The sequence below is a fragment of the Legionella spiritensis genome (genome assembly GCF_900186965.1).
GTDB lineage: Bacteria > Pseudomonadota > Gammaproteobacteria > Legionellales > Legionellaceae > Legionella_C > Legionella_C spiritensis.
In genome coordinates this window covers 1,838,765-1,856,699 of record NZ_LT906457.1, presented here as the reverse complement: position 1 = coordinate 1,856,699, position 17,935 = coordinate 1,838,765, and the positions used below count along the sequence as shown (strand labels likewise).

The window sequence follows — 17,935 nt, the reverse complement described above, 5'->3', positions numbered from 1 at the left end:
GAATGGCAAATAATAATTCTATTAATCAAGCCGCATGTTTTTCAGGATGTTCAGGCATTGGATTGCGGCTTGAACATATAGACGACATATTAAATCGGCAGCCCTCTATCGATTATTTTGAAATTCTCGCTGATAATTATATCAGGCAATCAGGGATTCAATTTAAGCAATTGCTTGAAATCGCAGAGTTTTATCCAATGAGTCTACATAGCGTTGGATTATCAATTGCCACATCCTCCGAACCAGATTATCAATATTTGCAACAAATAAAGGATTTAGCCCGTTGTTTGAATTCGAGTCTGATATCAGATCATCTATGCTGGACTCATGCCAACAAATTTTTTACTCATGAGCTTATCCCATTCCCTTATACTGAGGAAACACTGGCTTTCATTATTGAAAAAACAAATCGAGTCCAGGAATATCTCAACCAGGCAATCATGTTTGAGAACGTTTCACGTTACGTAAGCTACCAGCAAAACACGTTAACCGAAGCGGAATTCCTTAATGAGCTTAGCACGAAAACAGGTTGTGGAATTTTATTGGACGTCAATAATTTATATGTGAACTGGTATAACCATAACGACGATTTAGACAAATACCTTCAATCAATCAATGCCAGACACGTATGGCAGATGCATCTTGGCGGCTTTTCAAAAGAAGAGGGTTATTTACTGGATAGTCATAGCGATAGAATTTATCAGGACGTTTGGCAACTTTATGAAAAAGCCCAAAACCTCTTTGTCAATACCCCCACAATTATCGAGTGGGATAATAATTTGCCTGATTTTTCTGTCTTATATGAAGAAATGCTTAAAGCGAAAGCTATAATAAAACGAGTGGCAGAGCGGAGTTTGAATCATTATGCGTAATACTCTCCTTGAGGCAATCCAGCACGAATGGATAGCGCAGTTTAGAGAAGAAGTTCAGTCAGACCCGTTATCCAACCGGTTCACTCAATCAAAATTTGATGGTATTGCGGTGTATCTCGAAAGCCATCACGCCACTTTATTTAATCATTTGAAATCAACATTCCCGCTCTGTTTGCGTTTGGTGGGGGATTCTTTCTGGTATGCTTTATTGCATCGTTATATTAATCAACATCAATCCACCCAATACGACATCAATCAATACGGTGATAGCCTCCCTCAATTTATCGCTGGTTTTGAGCCCGCTAAAGCACTGCCTTATTTACATGAGCTATGTACCATTGAATGGCATTGGCATACATTAAAACTTTTTTCTCCTGCCCAACCCTTTGATTTTGAATCTTTTTCAAAGCTGGAAGATAGAGCTATTCAATCGTTATGTTTTCATTTGACGCCAAATTTAAAAATACTTGGTTCTGACTATCCTATTTACCAAATATGGTCTATGAATTACTTTAAAGAGGATAAGGAAATACAAATTTCGGGTTATCCTGAAAAAATTGTTATTTATCAACATAACGATTTACCATGTATTATGCTAATTAGTAATGAGGAATATTTGCTTCTGGAATTTTTATCATCTGGAAACCAAATAGCATGGCAAAACGTAGTAGCTGACTTAAGTCAATGGATTAGTGAAGAGAAAATTGGTGTTCTTTTAACTAAAGCCCTTCGCAATCAATGGATTAATCGTTTTTCGTTGGAGGCTATATGAAAACGTTTATAGCAAAGACCTATTTATTAAATGATAAAATCTTTGATTTTCTTGCTCCGATTTTCATTCTTATAACACGCCTTTATTTGGCCCAGGTTTTTTTCCTGTCTGGTTTAACCAAAATTGGTAATTGGCAGTCAACCATTTTCTTGTTTCAGAACGAATACATGGTACCGGTTATATCCCCTACGTTTGCTGCCTACCTGGGAACCGCTTGTGAACTTGGGTTTCCTGTATTGATTACATTAGGCTTAGGATCCAGGGTTGTTTTTCTTGGACTTTTTCTGTTTAATTTATTTGCGGTTTTCTCATATAAATTTTTATGGACACCTGACGGTGCGGTCGGTCTGACTGATCACATGCAATGGGGAATAATGATTTTAATGCTCTTATGTACCGGTTCAGGAAAATTATCGATTGATTATTTAATTAGAAAATATTATTTGAAACTTGATCGATAAGTGGTTTTTGAGGGCAAAGATAAGGTGCCAGTTTTTCTAATTAATGCCGGATCGGTTTTGATGTGCGGATCACTGAAATGGATTGCCGGTGTGATTGTTGTTTCTGATGACGTCGTGCTGATAATTTGCCCTGTCATTCGATGTCAAAACAACAATCCCGCAGGGCGACCATTCTGGTTTTTTTTATCCATTTATGGCCGAGCCAGATCAGGATAAATAGCGGCAAGCCAATATAAGATACCAATAGACCGTGCCAGTCAATGTGGTGATTCATAAAAGCCTGATAATTCTGGCCGCCGATAATGAGCAGACACAGGCCAAACGCACACAGAGGGCCATAGGGAAATCCTTTGGCCAGATAAGGAAGAAGTGCTGGATCCTTGCCCTGATGGAGATAAGCCTTGCGAAAACGGTAATGACTGATGGCAATGCCCATCCAGACAATAAATCCCGCCAGACCACCGGCGTTGAGCAACCAGAAATAGACCTGGCCGTTACCAAAAAATGATGATAAAAAAGCCAGCATGGCAACCCCACAGGTGGCTGCCAGAGCAGGAATGGGCACGCCTCGTCGGTTCAACCTGGCAAACGTCGGCGGCATATGACCCTCTCTGGCCAGAAACCAGAGCATTCTGCTGGCAACATACATACCGGAATTGGCCGTGGATAAAATGGCAATGAGAATGACACTGTTCATGATTGTGGCGGCAAATACCTTGCCGTATTGGGTGAAAACAAGGGTAAAAGGGCTGGTGACAATATCGGACGACATCAGTTGAGGCGATGTGTACGGAATCAAGAGGCTAATGATAAAAAGGGATAAAATAAAAAATAACAGAACTCGCCAGAATACCATTTTTACCGCTTTGGGGACATTAACGCCCGGATCGTGACTTTCTCCCGCCGCTATGCCTATTAACTCCGTTCCCTGAAACGAGAAACCGGCAATCATGAACGCGCCTAGTATGCCCAGCCAACCGCCATGAAATGGCGCGTCGCCAATCCTCCAGTATTGAAATCTGCCCGGGTGGCAGGAGGTCATCCCCAGCACAATGAGCGAACCAATAATGATGAACAGGATAACGACAGTGATTTTAATAAAGGAAAACCAGTATTCGGCCTGGCCGAATGTTTTTGTGGAGATGGCGTTGAATCCTGTAACCAGTGTTAAAAAAAGAGTGCACCAGATCATCGGAGAGCTGTCGGGAAACCAGAACTGCATGACCAGTGATGTTGCAGAAATTTCCGAGGCGATGGTGACGGCCCAGCTATACCAGTAATTCCATCCCAGTGCATAACCGAGGGAAGGATCGACAAATCGGGACGCATACACGTAAAACGAGCCGGAGGTAGGCATGAATGCTGCCATTTCACCCAGGCCGGTCATCAGATAATAGACCATCACTCCCATGATCAGGTATGCCATCAGAGTACCGCCCGGGCCGGCTAATGATAACGCGTTGCCGCTGGCCAGAAAAATGCCGGTTCCCAGCGAGCCGCCAAGGGTAATCATGCCCAGGGTACGGGCATTTAATGGTCGGTGCAGATTGTTTTCACTGGATGACTCATACATCGTTTATTCTCTTCCATGATGGTGTGCGATTCAGGTTCGGATGCTTCCGCTCTAATCATTAAGAAATTCGCAGAGTAAACGCTGAAAATGGTGGGTACCCTGTTCTTTGGTCGGTGAAAATCGTCCTGTGTCATAAAAACGGGAGTGAATGCCTTTTTGCACGGATTCAACAACCGCTTCATCCTCAAGTTCAACCTGATGCAGATCGCCTCCGGCTCCCTTGCCGAGCTTGCTCTCATCAAGAACATAGGTCAGGAAAGATACTTTGGTTAAATTAACGGCAAGCGGTTTGACCACATTGACCGAGCAGCCCCACGGGTAAAAATTAAGCATGGTATTGGGAAATATCCAATAGTAATAAGCGGCAACCTGTTTGCCGTAATCCTGGGAGTCCCTGGGCAAATCAAACCGCTCTTCGCCATCTTTGGCCAGGGCTAATTGCAGATTGCAATACCGGAACAATTCGGTGGTGTAGGTCGTGCAATCAATGACTTGCCTTAGTCCATGATGTAAAAAGGGGATATGCAGCGCCTCCAGATAATTTTCACAATACAATGCCCAGTGTCCCCTGACCAGATAATCCTTGCTGCGTTGAATATCCAGTCGCATGTTTTCCATGGGAAGCCAGAAAAGGCGCTCTTTCAAGTCGCTGAACACGTCCTGGAAAGAGGCCTGAGGGGATAAGGACGCAAAAATGAATGGATCCAGCCTCTCGAAAGGAACACGAGTCAGATTATCCCGTTCGGAGGGAAAATCCCTGGTTTTTTCAAATTCGGGCATATGCAGCATGTCACCGCAAAGGCTAAATCGGCGTCCGTGATAGGCGCATTTTATTTTTTGCGCCGTACATGGAGATTCAACCAATACTTTCCCGCGGTGGGTACAGACATTACTTAAGCAGCGAATAGTGTCTTCGTGGTCACGCACAAATAACAAAGGTTCGTCTAGAAAATCGGGAAGCAGGGTGAACGGTATCAGCTGGTTTCTGGACTGGAGTGATTCCATACCAAGGCAAAATTGCCAGGTTTTCGCAAAAATTTTTTCCTTGCTGCGTTCAAACCAGTCCTGCGATGTATAAAAACGGGACGGGATTGTGGAGGCTTTTTCAATATCAGGGTCAATATAAAGGGTATTCATTGCTATTTCCTTACGCTTGCAAATTAAGTATCCTGGCATGGTGCACAGAGCGTAAAGCTATTGCATTTTGTTATTTGATGTCAAATCCAGTAATTCCGGGTTGACCAGAAGCAGTAAATCATCGTCCGTAGTCGGCACACCCCGTCCATCCCGGTTGTTTGTCGTGATATACAAGAGCTGATCCGGTCCCAGTTTCACTTCCCTTAACCGACCCAGTTGCGCGCTAAAATACCGGTTCAGACGTTTGGATTTCAGATCGTAGCCATACAAGGTTCTGCCCCTTAAACCGGCGAAATAAAGCACGCCTTTAACTATGTCTGCGCCTGAAGGCGCCCAGGTGTCATTGCCGCTTTCAAGAACCGGACTGTTCATACCCCGTCTGGTTTTTTTTCCCTGAATAAGCGGCCAGCCATAATTTTCACCGGGTAGTATTCGATTAATTTCATCGTGGGAGACAGGGCCGTGTTCCGTTGCCCAAAGTTGCCCGTTTGCATCCCATGCAATACCCTGCGGATTTCTGTGTCCATAGGAATAGACGGGTGATCCTGGGAACGGATTATCGGCCGGTATGCCGCCATCGTCTTTAATCCGTAATATTTTTCCGGCAAGGGAATTGAGATTTTGCGCGTTGGCGGGTGTTTGCGCATCGCCGGTCGTGATGTAGAGATAACCATCCGGTCCAAAACGCATGCGACCGCCATTATGAGTGGACGCGCTGGGAATGTTATCCAGAAGAATGGTCGGATTGTTTAAAGAGGACTTCTCCAGTCGATAACGTACCACTTTATTGAAATAGCGGTCTTTGGAACGGTAGGTGTAATACAGGTAAACATAATGATTATTTTTAAAATCAGGGTGTATGGCAAGACCCAGCAAGCCGCCTTCGCCTACAGCTGCTACCCCGTCAATTCGGGCTAAACGCTGCCCGCCGGTATTGGGTTTATCGCGGTTGATGACATAAATATCACCGCCGCGTTGTGTTAGCAGGATTCGTTGTCCGGGTAAAAAATCAAGTGCCCAGGGCACTATTAAATGTTTGGCCTGAATGGAAATCAGAGGTTTGTTTGAGTGTGGCGTTGTATTTTTATTATTGTTGCTTGTGTTGGTTGCCAGGGGTAGATCCCGCATCCTTTTTCCTAAAAATTCCCACCATCCCACCGAGAGAAGGCCGACAAGGACAAGAAGGATGATCAACAGGGTTATTTTTCGTTTCGTCATAGTTTGAGTGTACCCGGGTTGTCGGTGGTAAGTGAAAATTAACGAAAGCGTAGTATACTGATGATAATGTCGCGAATGAAATATAAAATATGGCCGGGAAGGAATAATTATGGTGATACGGATTATTATCATGTTAACTGGTATATTGATTGTAGGGCAGACGATTTTTGCAGCCCAAAAGCCGATTGTATGTACGAACACTTACGCCTTGTGTAATGCCGCTGATTGCCAGCCCATTCCCGGCATGCTGGACAAAGTGTTATGTTCCTGTTCTATCTGGAAAGGCAAAAATGTCGGTTTTTCCACTTGTGCTGATCGCAAGGAAAGAAAAACCAGAGATAGTCTGACTGCGCTGGTTTCAACATTTTCATTTGGCGGCGGGCACTACAAATACATGACCTGTCCTTCCGGATTACCTTGGGCAAACTGTCTCGATCACCCTTGTCTGGTGGATGACGATTCTCCGGATCATCGCAGGGCAAACTGTACGTGTGATGTCGTGCGTAACCAGGGCTATGTGACGTTTGCCGGCGAATGCAAAACCGAAAATTGCAGTAAGGGGATTTGGTCCGGGGCAAGTATCAACGGTAATCAGCAACTCATGAAAGAGCTGGCCAAAGTGCCTGGTATGGTACCGGAGCATGCGGTTTGCATCGTTCAGTAAGAAAGCAAACACAAGCTATTCTCCTGATTATAAGTTATAATGCGCCGCGTGTATTGTAAGGAACATGGAGTCCCGATGAGTATCTTGGTTTATTGCCTCTTTATTGCTGTGTTATTACCCTATCTTTCTAAAATTCCTGTGGCCTACGCCATGCACAAGGCTAGCGGTTATGATAATCGCTATCCTCGGGAACAACAGGCCGGTCTAAAGGGGTTTGGTGCCCGTGCCCTGGCTGCGCATCAAAACAGTTTTGAATCGCTTCTGGTATTCGCTACGGCGGTGATTACCGCGATAGCCACACAGCATGTGACGATAACAACCCAATATCTGGCGATCACCTATATTGTCACCAGATTTCTGTACCATATTTTTTATTTGGTTAATTTATCAACACTTCGATCCACCGTATGGTTCATCGGAATAGTGGCTTCTCTGACCATACTTTGGCAATGTATTCCTGCCACGGCGTAACCAGCCCCCGGAAGGGGTTAACATTGCAAGCTGTTTGGATGAGCGTGTTCAGGATGTATTAATACAGACTATAGTGCGAGTGACGAAAAGCCATGATTAAGCATTTGTTCAGCGAGATGCATTTTACCGAAGCATTAACAAAAGTACTCTGGATTAGTTGTCTGGTAGGCGCATACAGTGCCCTTGTGTATTTGTTGTTTGAACAAGGTTATGCGCACTCATATACCTGGCTATCTTATTTCCAAAGCATTTTTGGCATTGTTCTCGGATTGCTTCTGGTGTTTAGAAGCAATCGTTCCTATGAGCGCTGGTGGGAAGCGCGAACGCTTTGGGGGGAACTAGTCAATGCCAGCCGTAATCTGGCTATCAAGATAAAGGTATTGTTAGTGCCTCATAAAAAGGAAGCCAGACAATTTTCCGAGTTAATAAATAATTTTTGCGACGCGTTAGCCATACATTTACGGCAAAAAAGCACTCCGGATGATTTTAAAGCCCTGCTGAATATGAAAACCCTTCCCGAGCATGTACCGTCTTATCTGGCTAAAAAATTATATACCCAACTTTACCAGACGCCTGCTGCGAAAGAAGGAATCAATCTCTGGCTTTTAGATGGCGAATTCAGCAAGTTTATGGATATATGCGGCGGGTGCGAGCGAATCAAAAATACGTTTATTTCCCTTTCCTTTCGTGTGTTTGTCAAGCATGTTTTTATTATATTTGTCCTGATCCTGCCCTGTAGTCTCGTCGATGCGCTTGGTGTGTGGATGATTCCATCCACTGTCTTAATCAGTTATTTAATTATTGCTGTCGAAGGCATTGCCCGAAACCTGGAAGAGCCTTTTGGCTTAACCGAGGATCATTTGAATCTCGGCGCCATTACTGAATGTATCAATGCCAGTGTTAATGAAATTTTATTGTCGGAAAGGAAGTGAATGCTTTTTGCGCTTATCTTTTATCGGCTGCAAAAAGGGGAGTGATTTGTCTTTTTTTGTAATGTTTCCCGTAGCCTGTCATGCAGGCTTCGCTGTAATGCGGGATAACGTTGCTAATTGGCACTCCAAACCCGCAATACGGCCGCAGGCACGGGCTACCGTGCATTATTTTACAGCGGTTTGGATTTCGGGGCGGGAGAGTTATTTTCGGTGAAATATTGCAATTCTACGCCTTTGTCAGTTATTTGAATGAGTAAATCGGTGATCTCGGACGGCTCTTTATTTATTTCATACCGGACCTCCTGAATAATACCTTTCTCTTGCAGTTTTTTTAATTCCTCCGTATTGTCCGGGTGGTCTTTATCACCCCCAAGCGCACACGAAAAAAAACTTTCCTCCATGACACCCATGCGTAACATGGTATTTTTTAATAACTCCAGGACAGCTTCCGCAGTTTTGTTCTCTCCTATCCAATGATTTAAACCGATTATTTTTTTGCCGTCCCGTTGTTCTCCAATCACTATCAGGGCATAGCAATCTGCTAATTTGGCCGTACCTATCATTTCAGACGATTTACGAAGAAAAACCGTACTTCCAGGGTCAGCTATATGTAGATTCCCTTTTCCGACAAATGCTGCAACCGGGTTTTTTTCAGCTTTTTTTATGTGCAAGGCTGGTTGGGTTTTATTGTCAGAAAAAAATTTCATAGTAAAATATAAATTTGTACAACATGATCTAAGTTTAGACAATCAATGGGCAGTTGTCATAAAGAACAGGCATTATTTTCAGTAAGGCAGAATGGCTATGGATAAAACCAATGGTTATCTGCCGATGGTGATTTGACCGGTAAAAAATAAACAAATCACGTACTGTTTGCAACCTGAAACAGACAAGTGTCCAGGGTATTTTTTTTCGCCGGAAATGCCCTTGACAAATCAGAAAATCGTGCTAAACACTATGTATGCCTGCCTATTCCATTAGGCTTGGAGCTTATTATTTGTTGATTGAATTATAAAGGAGATGTGATTCATGAACGGCATATTAAAACAAGGTAAGGGAACATCAATACCAATAGAGCGTACTATAAACCCGATGTGGGGTTTTCATAGATCCATGAGTGACGCGTTGAAAGATTTTTATAACGTGTTTGAGTCCGGTGATTTGAATCTTGAGCGTTTTGAAAACCGCAATCTGTTTCCCGCCATGGATGTTGTCGAAGCGGATGACCATTTTAATATTGAATTGGAAATGCCCGGCATGGGTGAAGAGGACATCAACGTCAGTATCAGTGAAAACAGACTGATAATTAAGGGTGAAAAAACCTCTTCTAAAAAACACAAGGATAAGAATTATCTCAGCAGAGAAATCGGCTATGGCTGTTATGAAAGAACCATAGAATTACCTCCCTCAGCTGATGTTGAAAAGGCATCCGCCTCTTTCAGGAAAGGTATGTTATGGGTAAAGATCCCCAAACGAGCGGAAAGCAAAAACAAGTCGCGTAAAATTAAAGTCGATAAGGCGTAAGTATCAGGTTCTGAGTACTTGTCTATTTCGGACTGAAAAGCTGTTGCATTGGTTCATTTTTTGCAGGTTGGACTGCCAAATTGACAATCTAACCTGCGAGTTTTTGGATGAGATAAGTGCGCAAAGGACGATAGGAACAGGTATGGAGTTAACATATATCACTCTGTCCACCAAAGTGAATCAGTTGTTAACCAAACTGAATGTCATGGGCAAGGATTTGTATAATGGAGTTGGTTTTGACGCATCCTCTATAATCCTCTGCGAAAATCAGGATATTGTGAACCTTGTCAAGGACAGAACGGATGTTGTCTGCTTTTACCTGAAAACCGGAACTATCGAATTATCGCTTGAGAAAATGGTGTTACTTTCCTACGTGGCACAGGATTTTATTATTCCGCCTGTTGACGCGTTTTCACAATTGAGTTTGATAACGAAAAACTCGCAAGTGGAATTGGTGCCTATAACTTATCAGGATGTTTATTCGGCAACAAAAAAAGATATGCAAAAAAGTCAGTTATGGAATCGTTTTTTAACGTTTCATGTTAGTGTTCTTATTGAAGTAATCGGCGTCTATTCACGTTTTAAAATGAACTGGCGATATAATATAGAGCAGTTTCAATCCGGGGAAATAGTCATAAAACAGGGTGATGAAGCGCAAAACGCCTACATCCTTCTGGAAGGAAAAGCGGATGTTTGTGTCAATGGCCATAACATAGGACATATTCAGACCGGAGAAATTTTTGGCGCCATAGCGGTTGTGACGGGCAATAAACGTAATGCCGATGTGATTGCTAAAACCAATTGTAAAATTCTTAAAATTTCCAAAAATGATTTTTTCAAATTCCTTGGTTATTACCCCAAATTTTCTTCCAGAATTATTGATGACATGGCCAAAGTCATCAATAGATTGAATTTATCCCTGCACGACGAGCAATCATGACTCATATTATTCGCCAGGCAAAAAATATTGTTGTTAAAATCGGCTCCGAGCTTTTATACAATGAAAAAGAAAATAATTTGTGCAGCGAAAGGCTCATTAAACTGGTGTCAGATATCAGTACGCTGTATCGGGAAGGAAAAAATATCATTATCGTTACGTCAGGCTCCATCGCCCTGGGACGAAAATCCATCCTGAAAGATGATAATCCGGTAGAGATCAATCAATTGCAGGCTGCGGCGGCGGTTGGTCAGGCTAAATTAATTGTGGCTTATGAAAAAATTTTGTCCCTTTATTACCTGCCATTTGCTCAGGTTCTGTATAATATAGAGGACAAAGATGATCCTAAACGGGCTTATAATACCAAGGCAACAATCACCGAGTTATTGAACAACAGAATTATTCCGATTATTAATGAAAACAATACGGTTAGTCAGAAAGATGTGGCTTTTAAGGATAACGATGAACTGGCGGCTTTTATTGCTTCCCTGATTCAGGCGGATGTACTTATTCTGTTTACTTCCGTCAAAGGCTTGTATTCCGAAGACCCCCGGCGTAATCCTGATGCCGTACTCGTAAAAGTGGTGGACGAAATAACCGATGACGTTATGGCGCTGGCTAAGGATAGTAAATCGACCTATGGCAAGGGGGGCATGAAAACAAAGATCGAGGCGGCGAAATATGCGACAGGGCATGGTTGTCATGTGTTTATTACGGCCATCACGGATAGCAAACCTGTTCAGCGTATTATTACGCATCAGGAACACACGCACTTCAAACCGACATTGCCTAAAGACGAAAATAGAAAACAGTGGCTGATGCAACAATCGGTCAATCAGAATAACAGGCTTGTTATTACGAAAGATGCCAAATCCAAAATGCAGAAGGGATTAGGGATAGAACTGGATGATATTATATCCATGCGTGGTGTTTTTCGTGCATCGGATCTGGTGGCTATCTCTGTGGATAACAAACGTCCTTTTGCCAAGGGGATTATTCTATATTCGGCCGATGAATTGCGCGATCTGTTAAAATACCGCTGCAATATTGAGTCCATTGTGGGCGATTATATTAAATGCGACGTGCTGCAGGCGCACGATATTGTTTTTTTATAATGGCTCTAATGAATCGAGCTTTCAACATGCCATACCCCATCCCAATGCTCGGGGGGCAGGTTGAGTAGAAACTGGCAGCGCTCGATATAAACAGCCGCCAGAGGGTCGTTTTTGTAAGCCGGTGTCAATTTTTTAAATAACGCCAGGCTTTCATGCCATTTGCCGCTTTGATAGGCGGCGAAGGCTTCCAGAAATTCCTTTTTGTGTTGATCAAGATTGGGTATGTTGATTTCGGTAATGAGCTCATAAATTTTACTGCTTTCCTGCTTGCCTCGCACGGCTACCTCATCAATCAGACGGAAAGTAAAATATTTTTCAGTTTGTTGAAAGGTGGCGTGGCTGACTATGACCCGGGTGTTATACAGTTTATTGATGGTTTCCAGGCGGCTGGCCATATTGACCGTGTCGCCGAGAGCCGTGTAGCTTAATCGGTCACTGGATCCAACGTTACCCACGACGGCCTGCCCGGAGTGAATGCCTATGCGAATATTTATAGTTGGTGATCCTTTTTCAATGTTTTTTTCATTCAGTTTTGCAACAGCAGCTATCATGTCCATGGCGGATTGACAGGCATGGCGGGCGTGCTCATTGTCGGTAAGCGGCGCATTCCAGAATGCCATAACCGCGTCTCCTATATATTTATCGAGCGTGCCATGATGGTGGATAACCGAATCGGTCATGGATTGAAAAAATTCCGACAGATAATTCATGAGCATTTTGGGATCGGTTTTTTCCGATAGTCCGGTAAAATCCTTAATATCTGAAAACAGAACGGTGATGTTTTTATTTTCACCCCCTACCTCGGCGATTTTGCTGGTGCGCATCAGTTTTTTAACCAGGGAACTCGGCACGTATCGTTGAAAGGAGGTTAAGCTTGAGCGCATGGTTTGTAATGACTTGTCCAGATAGCGAATTTCCGTGATGATGGTTTTAAGCGCGGGTTTGGGGGTTAGATCGAGCTTGGTTATTCTTTGGGCGTCATTGGCAAGCTGAATAATGGGTCGCGATATTCGCAGTGAAATCAGGCGAACAATAATAATGCCGATCAGTAAAATAAGTAAGGCTACCAATACCGTACGCAGACTCGCTTTTTTTAGCGGAACCAGGACGTCATCGGCTGGCACGATAATAATAATCTGCCAGAATACATCGGATCGTTTATCGGAGATATGCTGGTAAGCCAGGAAGTAGTCCTTGCCGTCTTTTTTGAAAGACGTGACCAGGGATTGATGGTTTTCCAGATTAAAGGAAGGGAAAGGCAGTTTGTATTTTTCCATTAATTCACGGTCAAGGGTTTTTTGGCTTAAATCCACTCTATGCAGAGGATCGTGATAGGCAATGATTTGCCGGTGTCTATTCATGATTAAAATCAGGGCATTGTCAGTGACGTCCAGCTTTTGAATAAATTTTTGCAGGCCATCGACGGTTAAATCCATGGCGACGACCCCCTGTATTTGTCCCTGCTTGTTATAAACAGGAACCGCCGCGGTAATTCCGGGTTCAAAATCCAGTTGATTGCTTAACACAAAGAACTGGTAGACATCGGTCCATACAGGTTTCCCCGCCTCAACAGCCTGACGATACCAGAGCCTTGTTCTTGGGTCATAATGATTCAGGACGACATCGGATTTGGTCATTTTATACTGATCATCAATTTTGTAATTGATTCGGTATGGCGGCTTGCGGGAATTAATAATATGAGTTACGGACAATTTTCCGCTTCGCGCACGGTCAACGCCAAAAAAATTTCCGTCTACCGTGCCGTAGTAGATCATGAATATTTCGGGCTCATCATTAATGGTTTCTATAAAAAAACCATCGAGTTGCTTTTGATTGTCCGGGTTGATAACGCCTTTCTCAATCATTTTTTTCATTTCAATCAAATGGTGATTTAGCGGAAGGATGTAGGCATGGAGCCGTTCTTTGACCAGGAGGGAAGATTGTTCAATCAATTTTTTCGTACTGGCGCTTAAAATTTTATCCAGGGCAAGGTATTCAACGCTTATGATCGAGAAGCCGACAAGGCTTAGCAGCAATACGAATAAGGTAATGATGCTGACACGAATGCTGATGGTCATACCTTTAAATCTATTTATGCTAAACACGTTCTTCCCGGATCCTTGCTGAGAATTTCATAATGTCTTTCTTTAATAATAACTGTTCTTTGCTAAAAAAGTATTATTCTATGACAATATCGAGGAAAATCAGGTTGTAAAGTGCCTATCGGGAATACAAGCCATGGATGAAAAATGCAAAAAATGGTTATTGTTAACCATTGACTGCTGTATGAAGGAAGCTGCGATACTTTGTAATTGGGTGGCAACTTATACGGATAAACATAACCGCGCATTGCTGGATAGATTGCGGGCATGTGGCGAATATTTTAGCAAAATTGAGCGACATGATTCTTTTCCGGAGCTAAGCACCTGTCTGCGTGAAACTGTTCATGCCTGCAAAAAGAAAATTTCCCGAAATTACATACAAGTGAACAAATTATTTATGTCGGAAAAGATGGACAGGTATGGCATTACCTATCAAATTCCCTGCAAGCGGGATATTGACGCTATGAAGGGTTTTTGTGCCGGCTATAAAGACGATCAACAGCAACGGTTGCAAAAAATATCTCGCACTCTAGCTGCTCGAGTCGAGTTTGAAAAACTGGTTGAAACCAGAACTTTTCCCTGTGAAAAGTGGCTCGATACCCTGCCATGGGAGATTTTATTTCAGGCTATCCGGGGGGGCGATCCGGAACTGGTTCAATTGGCTTTTGACGAGATCCCCGGAGACAATCTCCTGTTGCAATCTTTGTTAAAGGTACACAGCCGGGATTATTTGTGGTTTTTGATCTCGCAATGCGTCGGGCTGTCTGAAGGGGCCATAAAGGAAGTGGACGTGGATGTGGTTTGTGGTAGGTTGACCTTTGAGGTGTTAATACAGGATTTGATAACGACCATAACGCAACGTCGTGCTATTAATGTATGTTTTGGATTACCGACGCATCATGCCTATCGTGAGCGGGCAGCAGGGTTTTGTATGATCAATAAAACAGCCGTTGTGATGGTCTATGAACAATTGATGGCTTCCAAACCTTTTAAAGCGATTGTTATCGGCACGGATGTGAATCGTGACGATGGATTGAGCGCCATTTTAATGGGCGACGATTTTAAGCAGAATTTGCTGCATCTCGATGCTTATGATTCACGGGTTTATCCTTGGCATAAGGAGAAACAAATTAATGAGATAATTGGCTGTGAGAGCTATTCCGAACCGGGCGTCAGCGTATGGAGCAAGGAAGGCAAACGATACCTGGGTATTGATCTGTCAAGGCACGCTCGAAAAAATGAGACTGATTATCATCCTGCATTACTGCTCATCCTGTCGCAATTAAAGACAGCCCTGGAAGAAGCCTGCCTTAAGAAAAGTCCGGTTATTCTGTTTTTGCCGACGGGATGGGATTCCCACCATGAGGAACAGGCGCCTTGTAGCAAGTGGCTTAATCAAAAACAGGAGCTTACGCCAAAACAAAGTTCTGGTTGTCGTTTTACTGACCGGGACATGACCTACTTTAACCGACAGCTCATGATTTTATGTCAGGATTATAAACCGATAATTCAGCGAATTTACTGGCAATTGGAAGGGGGCTATACCGACGAGGTTAATTTCAGACAGATTGCCTGTTTAACGGAGTGTTTGCAGTCACTGTTTTTGCTCAATGATAATGAGGTCGAGTGTTCTGAAAAAATGGAAATAACGGGATGATCACCAAAATGGCCGCCCGTAATAAGGCGAGCAGTACCGGTTCCATTTCGTTTTACAGGTTGGTTGTCCGGAATGTTTGACGTGTTGTCATCCCCGCGAAGGCGGGGAACCATAGTGAAGCAAGCATAGAGACAAATCAAGGATAGTTTCCCGCCTTCGCGGGAATGACAGCCAACCCTGGAAACGGTAGTAGTATAGATTGACTTTACAAGAAAGGAGACGTCATGTTGATTCAATTCAAGAGCGATGCGTATGAAAATATTACCATGTTTGGTGATATTGCCATTCATTTACTGAAAATGATGGGACAATCCGGCGTTGTTCCCGGAGCGCTTAAAGCGGAAGAAATTCCCGAAGCGCTTGCGTCACTGGAAAAATCACTGCGCAGGGAATACCCGCTCGATAATGAAGAAAATTTACCCGAGGATGATGACAATTCGCCTCCCATTCATTTGTCGCAAAGGGCGTTTCCATTAATCAATATGCTTAAATCGGCCCAGGAAAAAAACTGCAGTATTATCTGGCAAAAACAGTAGCCTGGCGCTCTTTCTATTTTATTTAGACAGCCAACGGATTATCAGGAAAACAAGGGGTATAAAATGAGTGGGGATAAGGATTATCAGACAGCAAGAAATCATTTCACAACGTGGCAGAAACAACTCAGGGAGAACATTCTGACGGATCACTCCTGTTTAATGCATACTTACCGGGCTTATTTTTCGGATGATTCGGAATTTATTAATGAATTAAGACGATTTGCCGGTGATGTGGCGGAACGGTTGGAGCCGGCTGTTATGGAAAATAATCTGGATGCCAATCTTCCCGACATTGAGCAATACAACGCGATTGGCGAACGGCAGGACAGGGTGGTTCATCATGCTTCCTACGTTCGGGCCGGAGATATTATTTATGGCTCGGGTCTTATGCGGTTCTTGCTTAAGCCCGGTGATATGAAAAAAACGCTGAGTTTGTTTTTACTGTCGTCTCACGCCGGAGAAGCGGGGCATAATTGCCCGATCGCCTGTTCGGCAGGTGTGATACGCGTTTTAAGCCATCACTCACAACTGGAACAAACCCAGTACTATCTGGATAAATTAACTCATCCGTCTTTCAGTCATAACTATACCGGCGCACAGTTTCTGACTGAAATCCAGGGTGGCTCCGACGTCGGAGCGAATGCGGCCCGTGCAGCGAGGGATGATCACAATCAATGGCGTATTACAGGTGAAAAGTGGTTTTGTTCCAATGCCAACGCCGATTTGATCCTTATGACTGCGCGTTATGATCAGGATATAGCCGGAACAAAAGGTCTGGGGTTGTTTCTGGTACCTGCCCGCTTGCCGGATGAACGACCGAATCATTACAGGCTGCGCCGGCTGAAACAGAAAATAGGTACGCGCTCCATGGCGACGGCTGAAATAGATTTTGATGGTGCCGTGGCCTATCCTATGGGGCGTGTTCAGGATGGTATTCATCTGGTCATGGAAAATGTTTTGCATTTATCAAGACTGTTTAACGCGTTTTCCGTATTGGGTTTAACGCGCCGTGCGTATCAGATAGCGTATTACTACACGCAAAACCGCCCGGCTTTTGGTCATAATATCTTCGACTATCCCCTGGTTAAAGAAACATTGGCCGGCATCAAGGCCGAAAATCTGGCTATGCTGGCCAGTGTTTTTCATATGGCGCGCTGTCAGGATGAGCTGGATATTCTGCCGTTGAGTGAGCAGTCTGCGTCACAGAAACTCTTGTTAAGAACCCTGGCGAACATTAATAAATATTTTACAGCCAAGCGTTCTGTAGAGAACATCCATCACTGCCTTGATTTGCTGGCCGGAAATGGAACGATCGAGAGTTTTTCTTCCTTGCCGAGGTTATTAAGAGACAGTATCGTTTGTGAAAACTGGGAAGGTACGCACTTTACGCTATGGATGCAAACGCTCAGGGACATTCATAAGTTTGCCGTTGATGAGTTATTCCTGCATCATTTGTCACAATTGACGGATAAAATTGATGACGCCGCCGATCACAAACGACTATTAAAAGAAAAGCTACAGGAGCTGGATGCGGCCATGAAAACAATGAAGACTCTGCCGCATGATGAGCAAACGTTACGGATTCGGTCCGTAATTGAGCAAATGGCTATTCTGCTCGCCGCATCATCTCTGGCTGTTGAAATTCAGTATGGAGATGCCCCACAGGCGAAAAAAGCGTCTTTAACATGGTTTATTCATAAGTACCTGATGAAAAATATTGCCGATCATAAGGATTATTTGCTGCTATTAAATCAGGTTCTGGAGTGATTTCGCACCATTTTTTTACAAAAGCGCGGCAGCTCGCAGGGAGATTTGCGGCTGTATTGCGCGCTTCATGTTTCAATATGGTACCAGGGAAACAGGTGAGTGCCTAAATGAACGTTTTCCCGCATTTCGGCTTTGCCTCCATGACGGGCTACAGGAAGTATGTTGTACAACCAAACCGGTCAAAACCAAATGAAAAC

The 17,935-nt window shown here is 43.6% G+C and carries 17 protein-coding genes; 12 read left to right on the top strand and 5 right to left on the bottom strand.

Features of this window, described 5'->3' with window-relative positions:
* The first annotated feature begins 2 nt into the window (after positions 1 to 2).
* From bufB to CKW05_RS08415, 3 genes are read left to right on the top strand one after another with little or no spacing between them, the layout of a single operon-like run.
* Positions 3 to 872, top strand: coding sequence for an MNIO family bufferin maturase (bufB, locus tag CKW05_RS08425; protein ID WP_058484257.1), 870 nt, complete (start codon positions 3 to 5; stop codon positions 870 to 872).
* Positions 865 to 1,644, top strand: coding sequence for an HvfC/BufC N-terminal domain-containing protein (locus tag CKW05_RS08420; protein ID WP_058484258.1), 780 nt, complete (start codon positions 865 to 867; stop codon positions 1,642 to 1,644). The genes bufB and CKW05_RS08420 overlap by 8 nt, the downstream gene beginning before the upstream one ends.
* On the top strand, positions 1,641 to 2,105 hold the full coding sequence (locus tag CKW05_RS08415) for a DoxX family protein (protein WP_058484259.1): 465 nt from the start codon (positions 1,641 to 1,643) through the stop codon (positions 2,103 to 2,105). Before CKW05_RS08420 ends, CKW05_RS08415 begins: the two co-directional genes overlap by 4 nt.
* Positions 2,106 to 2,238: 133 nt before the next feature.
* On the opposite strand, the gene CKW05_RS08410 is transcribed toward CKW05_RS08415, so the two are convergent.
* The 3 genes from CKW05_RS08410 to CKW05_RS08400 are packed head-to-tail and all read right to left on the bottom strand — an operon-like array spanning position 2,239 to position 6,033.
* On the bottom strand, positions 2,239 to 3,678 hold the full coding sequence (locus tag CKW05_RS08410; RefSeq protein WP_058484260.1) for an amino acid permease: 1,440 nt from the start codon (positions 3,676 to 3,678) through the stop codon (positions 2,239 to 2,241).
* A gap of 51 nt (positions 3,679 to 3,729) precedes the next feature.
* On the bottom strand, positions 3,730 to 4,815 hold the full coding sequence (locus tag CKW05_RS08405; RefSeq protein ID WP_058484261.1) for an SRPBCC family protein: 1,086 nt from the start codon (positions 4,813 to 4,815) through the stop codon (positions 3,730 to 3,732).
* A gap of 57 nt (positions 4,816 to 4,872) precedes the next feature.
* Entirely contained in the window at positions 4,873 to 6,033 is a 1,161-nt protein-coding gene (locus tag CKW05_RS08400) for a PQQ-dependent sugar dehydrogenase (RefSeq protein WP_058484262.1), read from the bottom strand.
* Positions 6,034 to 6,142: 109 nt separating this feature from the next.
* On the opposite strand from CKW05_RS08400, the gene CKW05_RS08395 reads away from it, so the two are divergent.
* The 3 genes from CKW05_RS08395 (at position 6,143) to CKW05_RS08385 (ending at position 8,100) form a co-directional block, all read left to right on the top strand.
* Positions 6,143 to 6,697 (top strand): hypothetical protein, encoded by a 555-nt coding sequence (locus tag CKW05_RS08395; RefSeq protein WP_058484263.1) that lies wholly within the window; start codon positions 6,143 to 6,145, stop codon positions 6,695 to 6,697.
* A gap of 75 nt (positions 6,698 to 6,772) precedes the next feature.
* Positions 6,773 to 7,168: an MAPEG family protein gene (locus CKW05_RS08390; protein ID WP_058484264.1), complete on the top strand. Its 396-nt coding sequence runs from the start codon at positions 6,773 to 6,775 to the stop codon at positions 7,166 to 7,168.
* Positions 7,169 to 7,260: 92 nt separating this feature from the next.
* The gene (locus CKW05_RS08385) at positions 7,261 to 8,100 is read left to right on the top strand and encodes a bestrophin family protein (RefSeq protein ID WP_058484265.1); all 840 of its coding nucleotides are present in this window, start codon (positions 7,261 to 7,263) and stop codon (positions 8,098 to 8,100) included.
* Positions 8,101 to 8,270: 170 nt separating this feature from the next.
* On the opposite strand, the gene CKW05_RS08380 is transcribed toward CKW05_RS08385, so the two are convergent.
* Positions 8,271 to 8,807, bottom strand: coding sequence for a hypothetical protein (locus CKW05_RS08380; protein WP_058484266.1), 537 nt, complete (start codon positions 8,805 to 8,807; stop codon positions 8,271 to 8,273).
* Positions 8,808 to 9,129: 322 nt separating this feature from the next.
* On the opposite strand from CKW05_RS08380, the gene CKW05_RS08375 reads away from it, so the two are divergent.
* The 3 genes from CKW05_RS08375 (at position 9,130) to proB (ending at position 11,676) form a co-directional block, all read left to right on the top strand.
* Positions 9,130 to 9,624 carry an Hsp20/alpha crystallin family protein gene (locus CKW05_RS08375; RefSeq protein ID WP_058484267.1) on the top strand — a complete coding sequence of 165 codons (495 nt, stop codon included), beginning with the start codon at positions 9,130 to 9,132 and terminating at the stop codon, positions 9,622 to 9,624.
* Positions 9,625 to 9,766: 142 nt separating this feature from the next.
* Positions 9,767 to 10,564, top strand: a complete 798-nt coding sequence (locus CKW05_RS08370; RefSeq protein ID WP_058484268.1) for a cyclic nucleotide-binding domain-containing protein — start codon at positions 9,767 to 9,769, stop codon at positions 10,562 to 10,564.
* Entirely contained in the window at positions 10,561 to 11,676 is a 1,116-nt protein-coding gene (gene proB, locus CKW05_RS08365; protein WP_058484269.1) for a glutamate 5-kinase, read from the top strand. Before CKW05_RS08370 ends, proB begins: the two co-directional genes overlap by 4 nt.
* Positions 11,677 to 11,681: 5 nt before the next feature.
* Here proB and CKW05_RS08360 read toward each other — a convergent pair whose 3' ends face one another.
* A complete protein-coding gene (locus tag CKW05_RS08360) occupies positions 11,682 to 13,754 on the bottom strand; it encodes an adenylate/guanylate cyclase domain-containing protein (protein WP_058484270.1) in 2,073 nt (690 codons plus the stop codon).
* Positions 13,755 to 13,914: 160 nt separating this feature from the next.
* Here CKW05_RS08360 and CKW05_RS08355 point away from each other — a divergent pair, with 160 nt between their 5' ends.
* The 3 genes from CKW05_RS08355 to CKW05_RS08345 all read left to right on the top strand — a co-directional run bounded on the left by CKW05_RS08355 (position 13,915) and on the right by CKW05_RS08345 (position 17,738).
* Positions 13,915 to 15,435, top strand: coding sequence for an arginase family protein (locus CKW05_RS08355; protein WP_058484271.1), 1,521 nt, complete (start codon positions 13,915 to 13,917; stop codon positions 15,433 to 15,435).
* 224 nt (positions 15,436 to 15,659) lie between these two features.
* Positions 15,660 to 15,971 carry a DUF1840 domain-containing protein gene (locus CKW05_RS08350; protein ID WP_058484272.1) on the top strand — a complete coding sequence of 104 codons (312 nt, stop codon included), beginning with the start codon at positions 15,660 to 15,662 and terminating at the stop codon, positions 15,969 to 15,971.
* A 63-nt stretch (positions 15,972 to 16,034) separates the two neighbouring features.
* Positions 16,035 to 17,738: an acyl-CoA dehydrogenase family protein gene (locus CKW05_RS08345; protein WP_058484273.1), complete on the top strand. Its 1,704-nt coding sequence runs from the start codon at positions 16,035 to 16,037 to the stop codon at positions 17,736 to 17,738.
* Positions 17,739 to 17,935 lie beyond the last annotated feature (197 nt).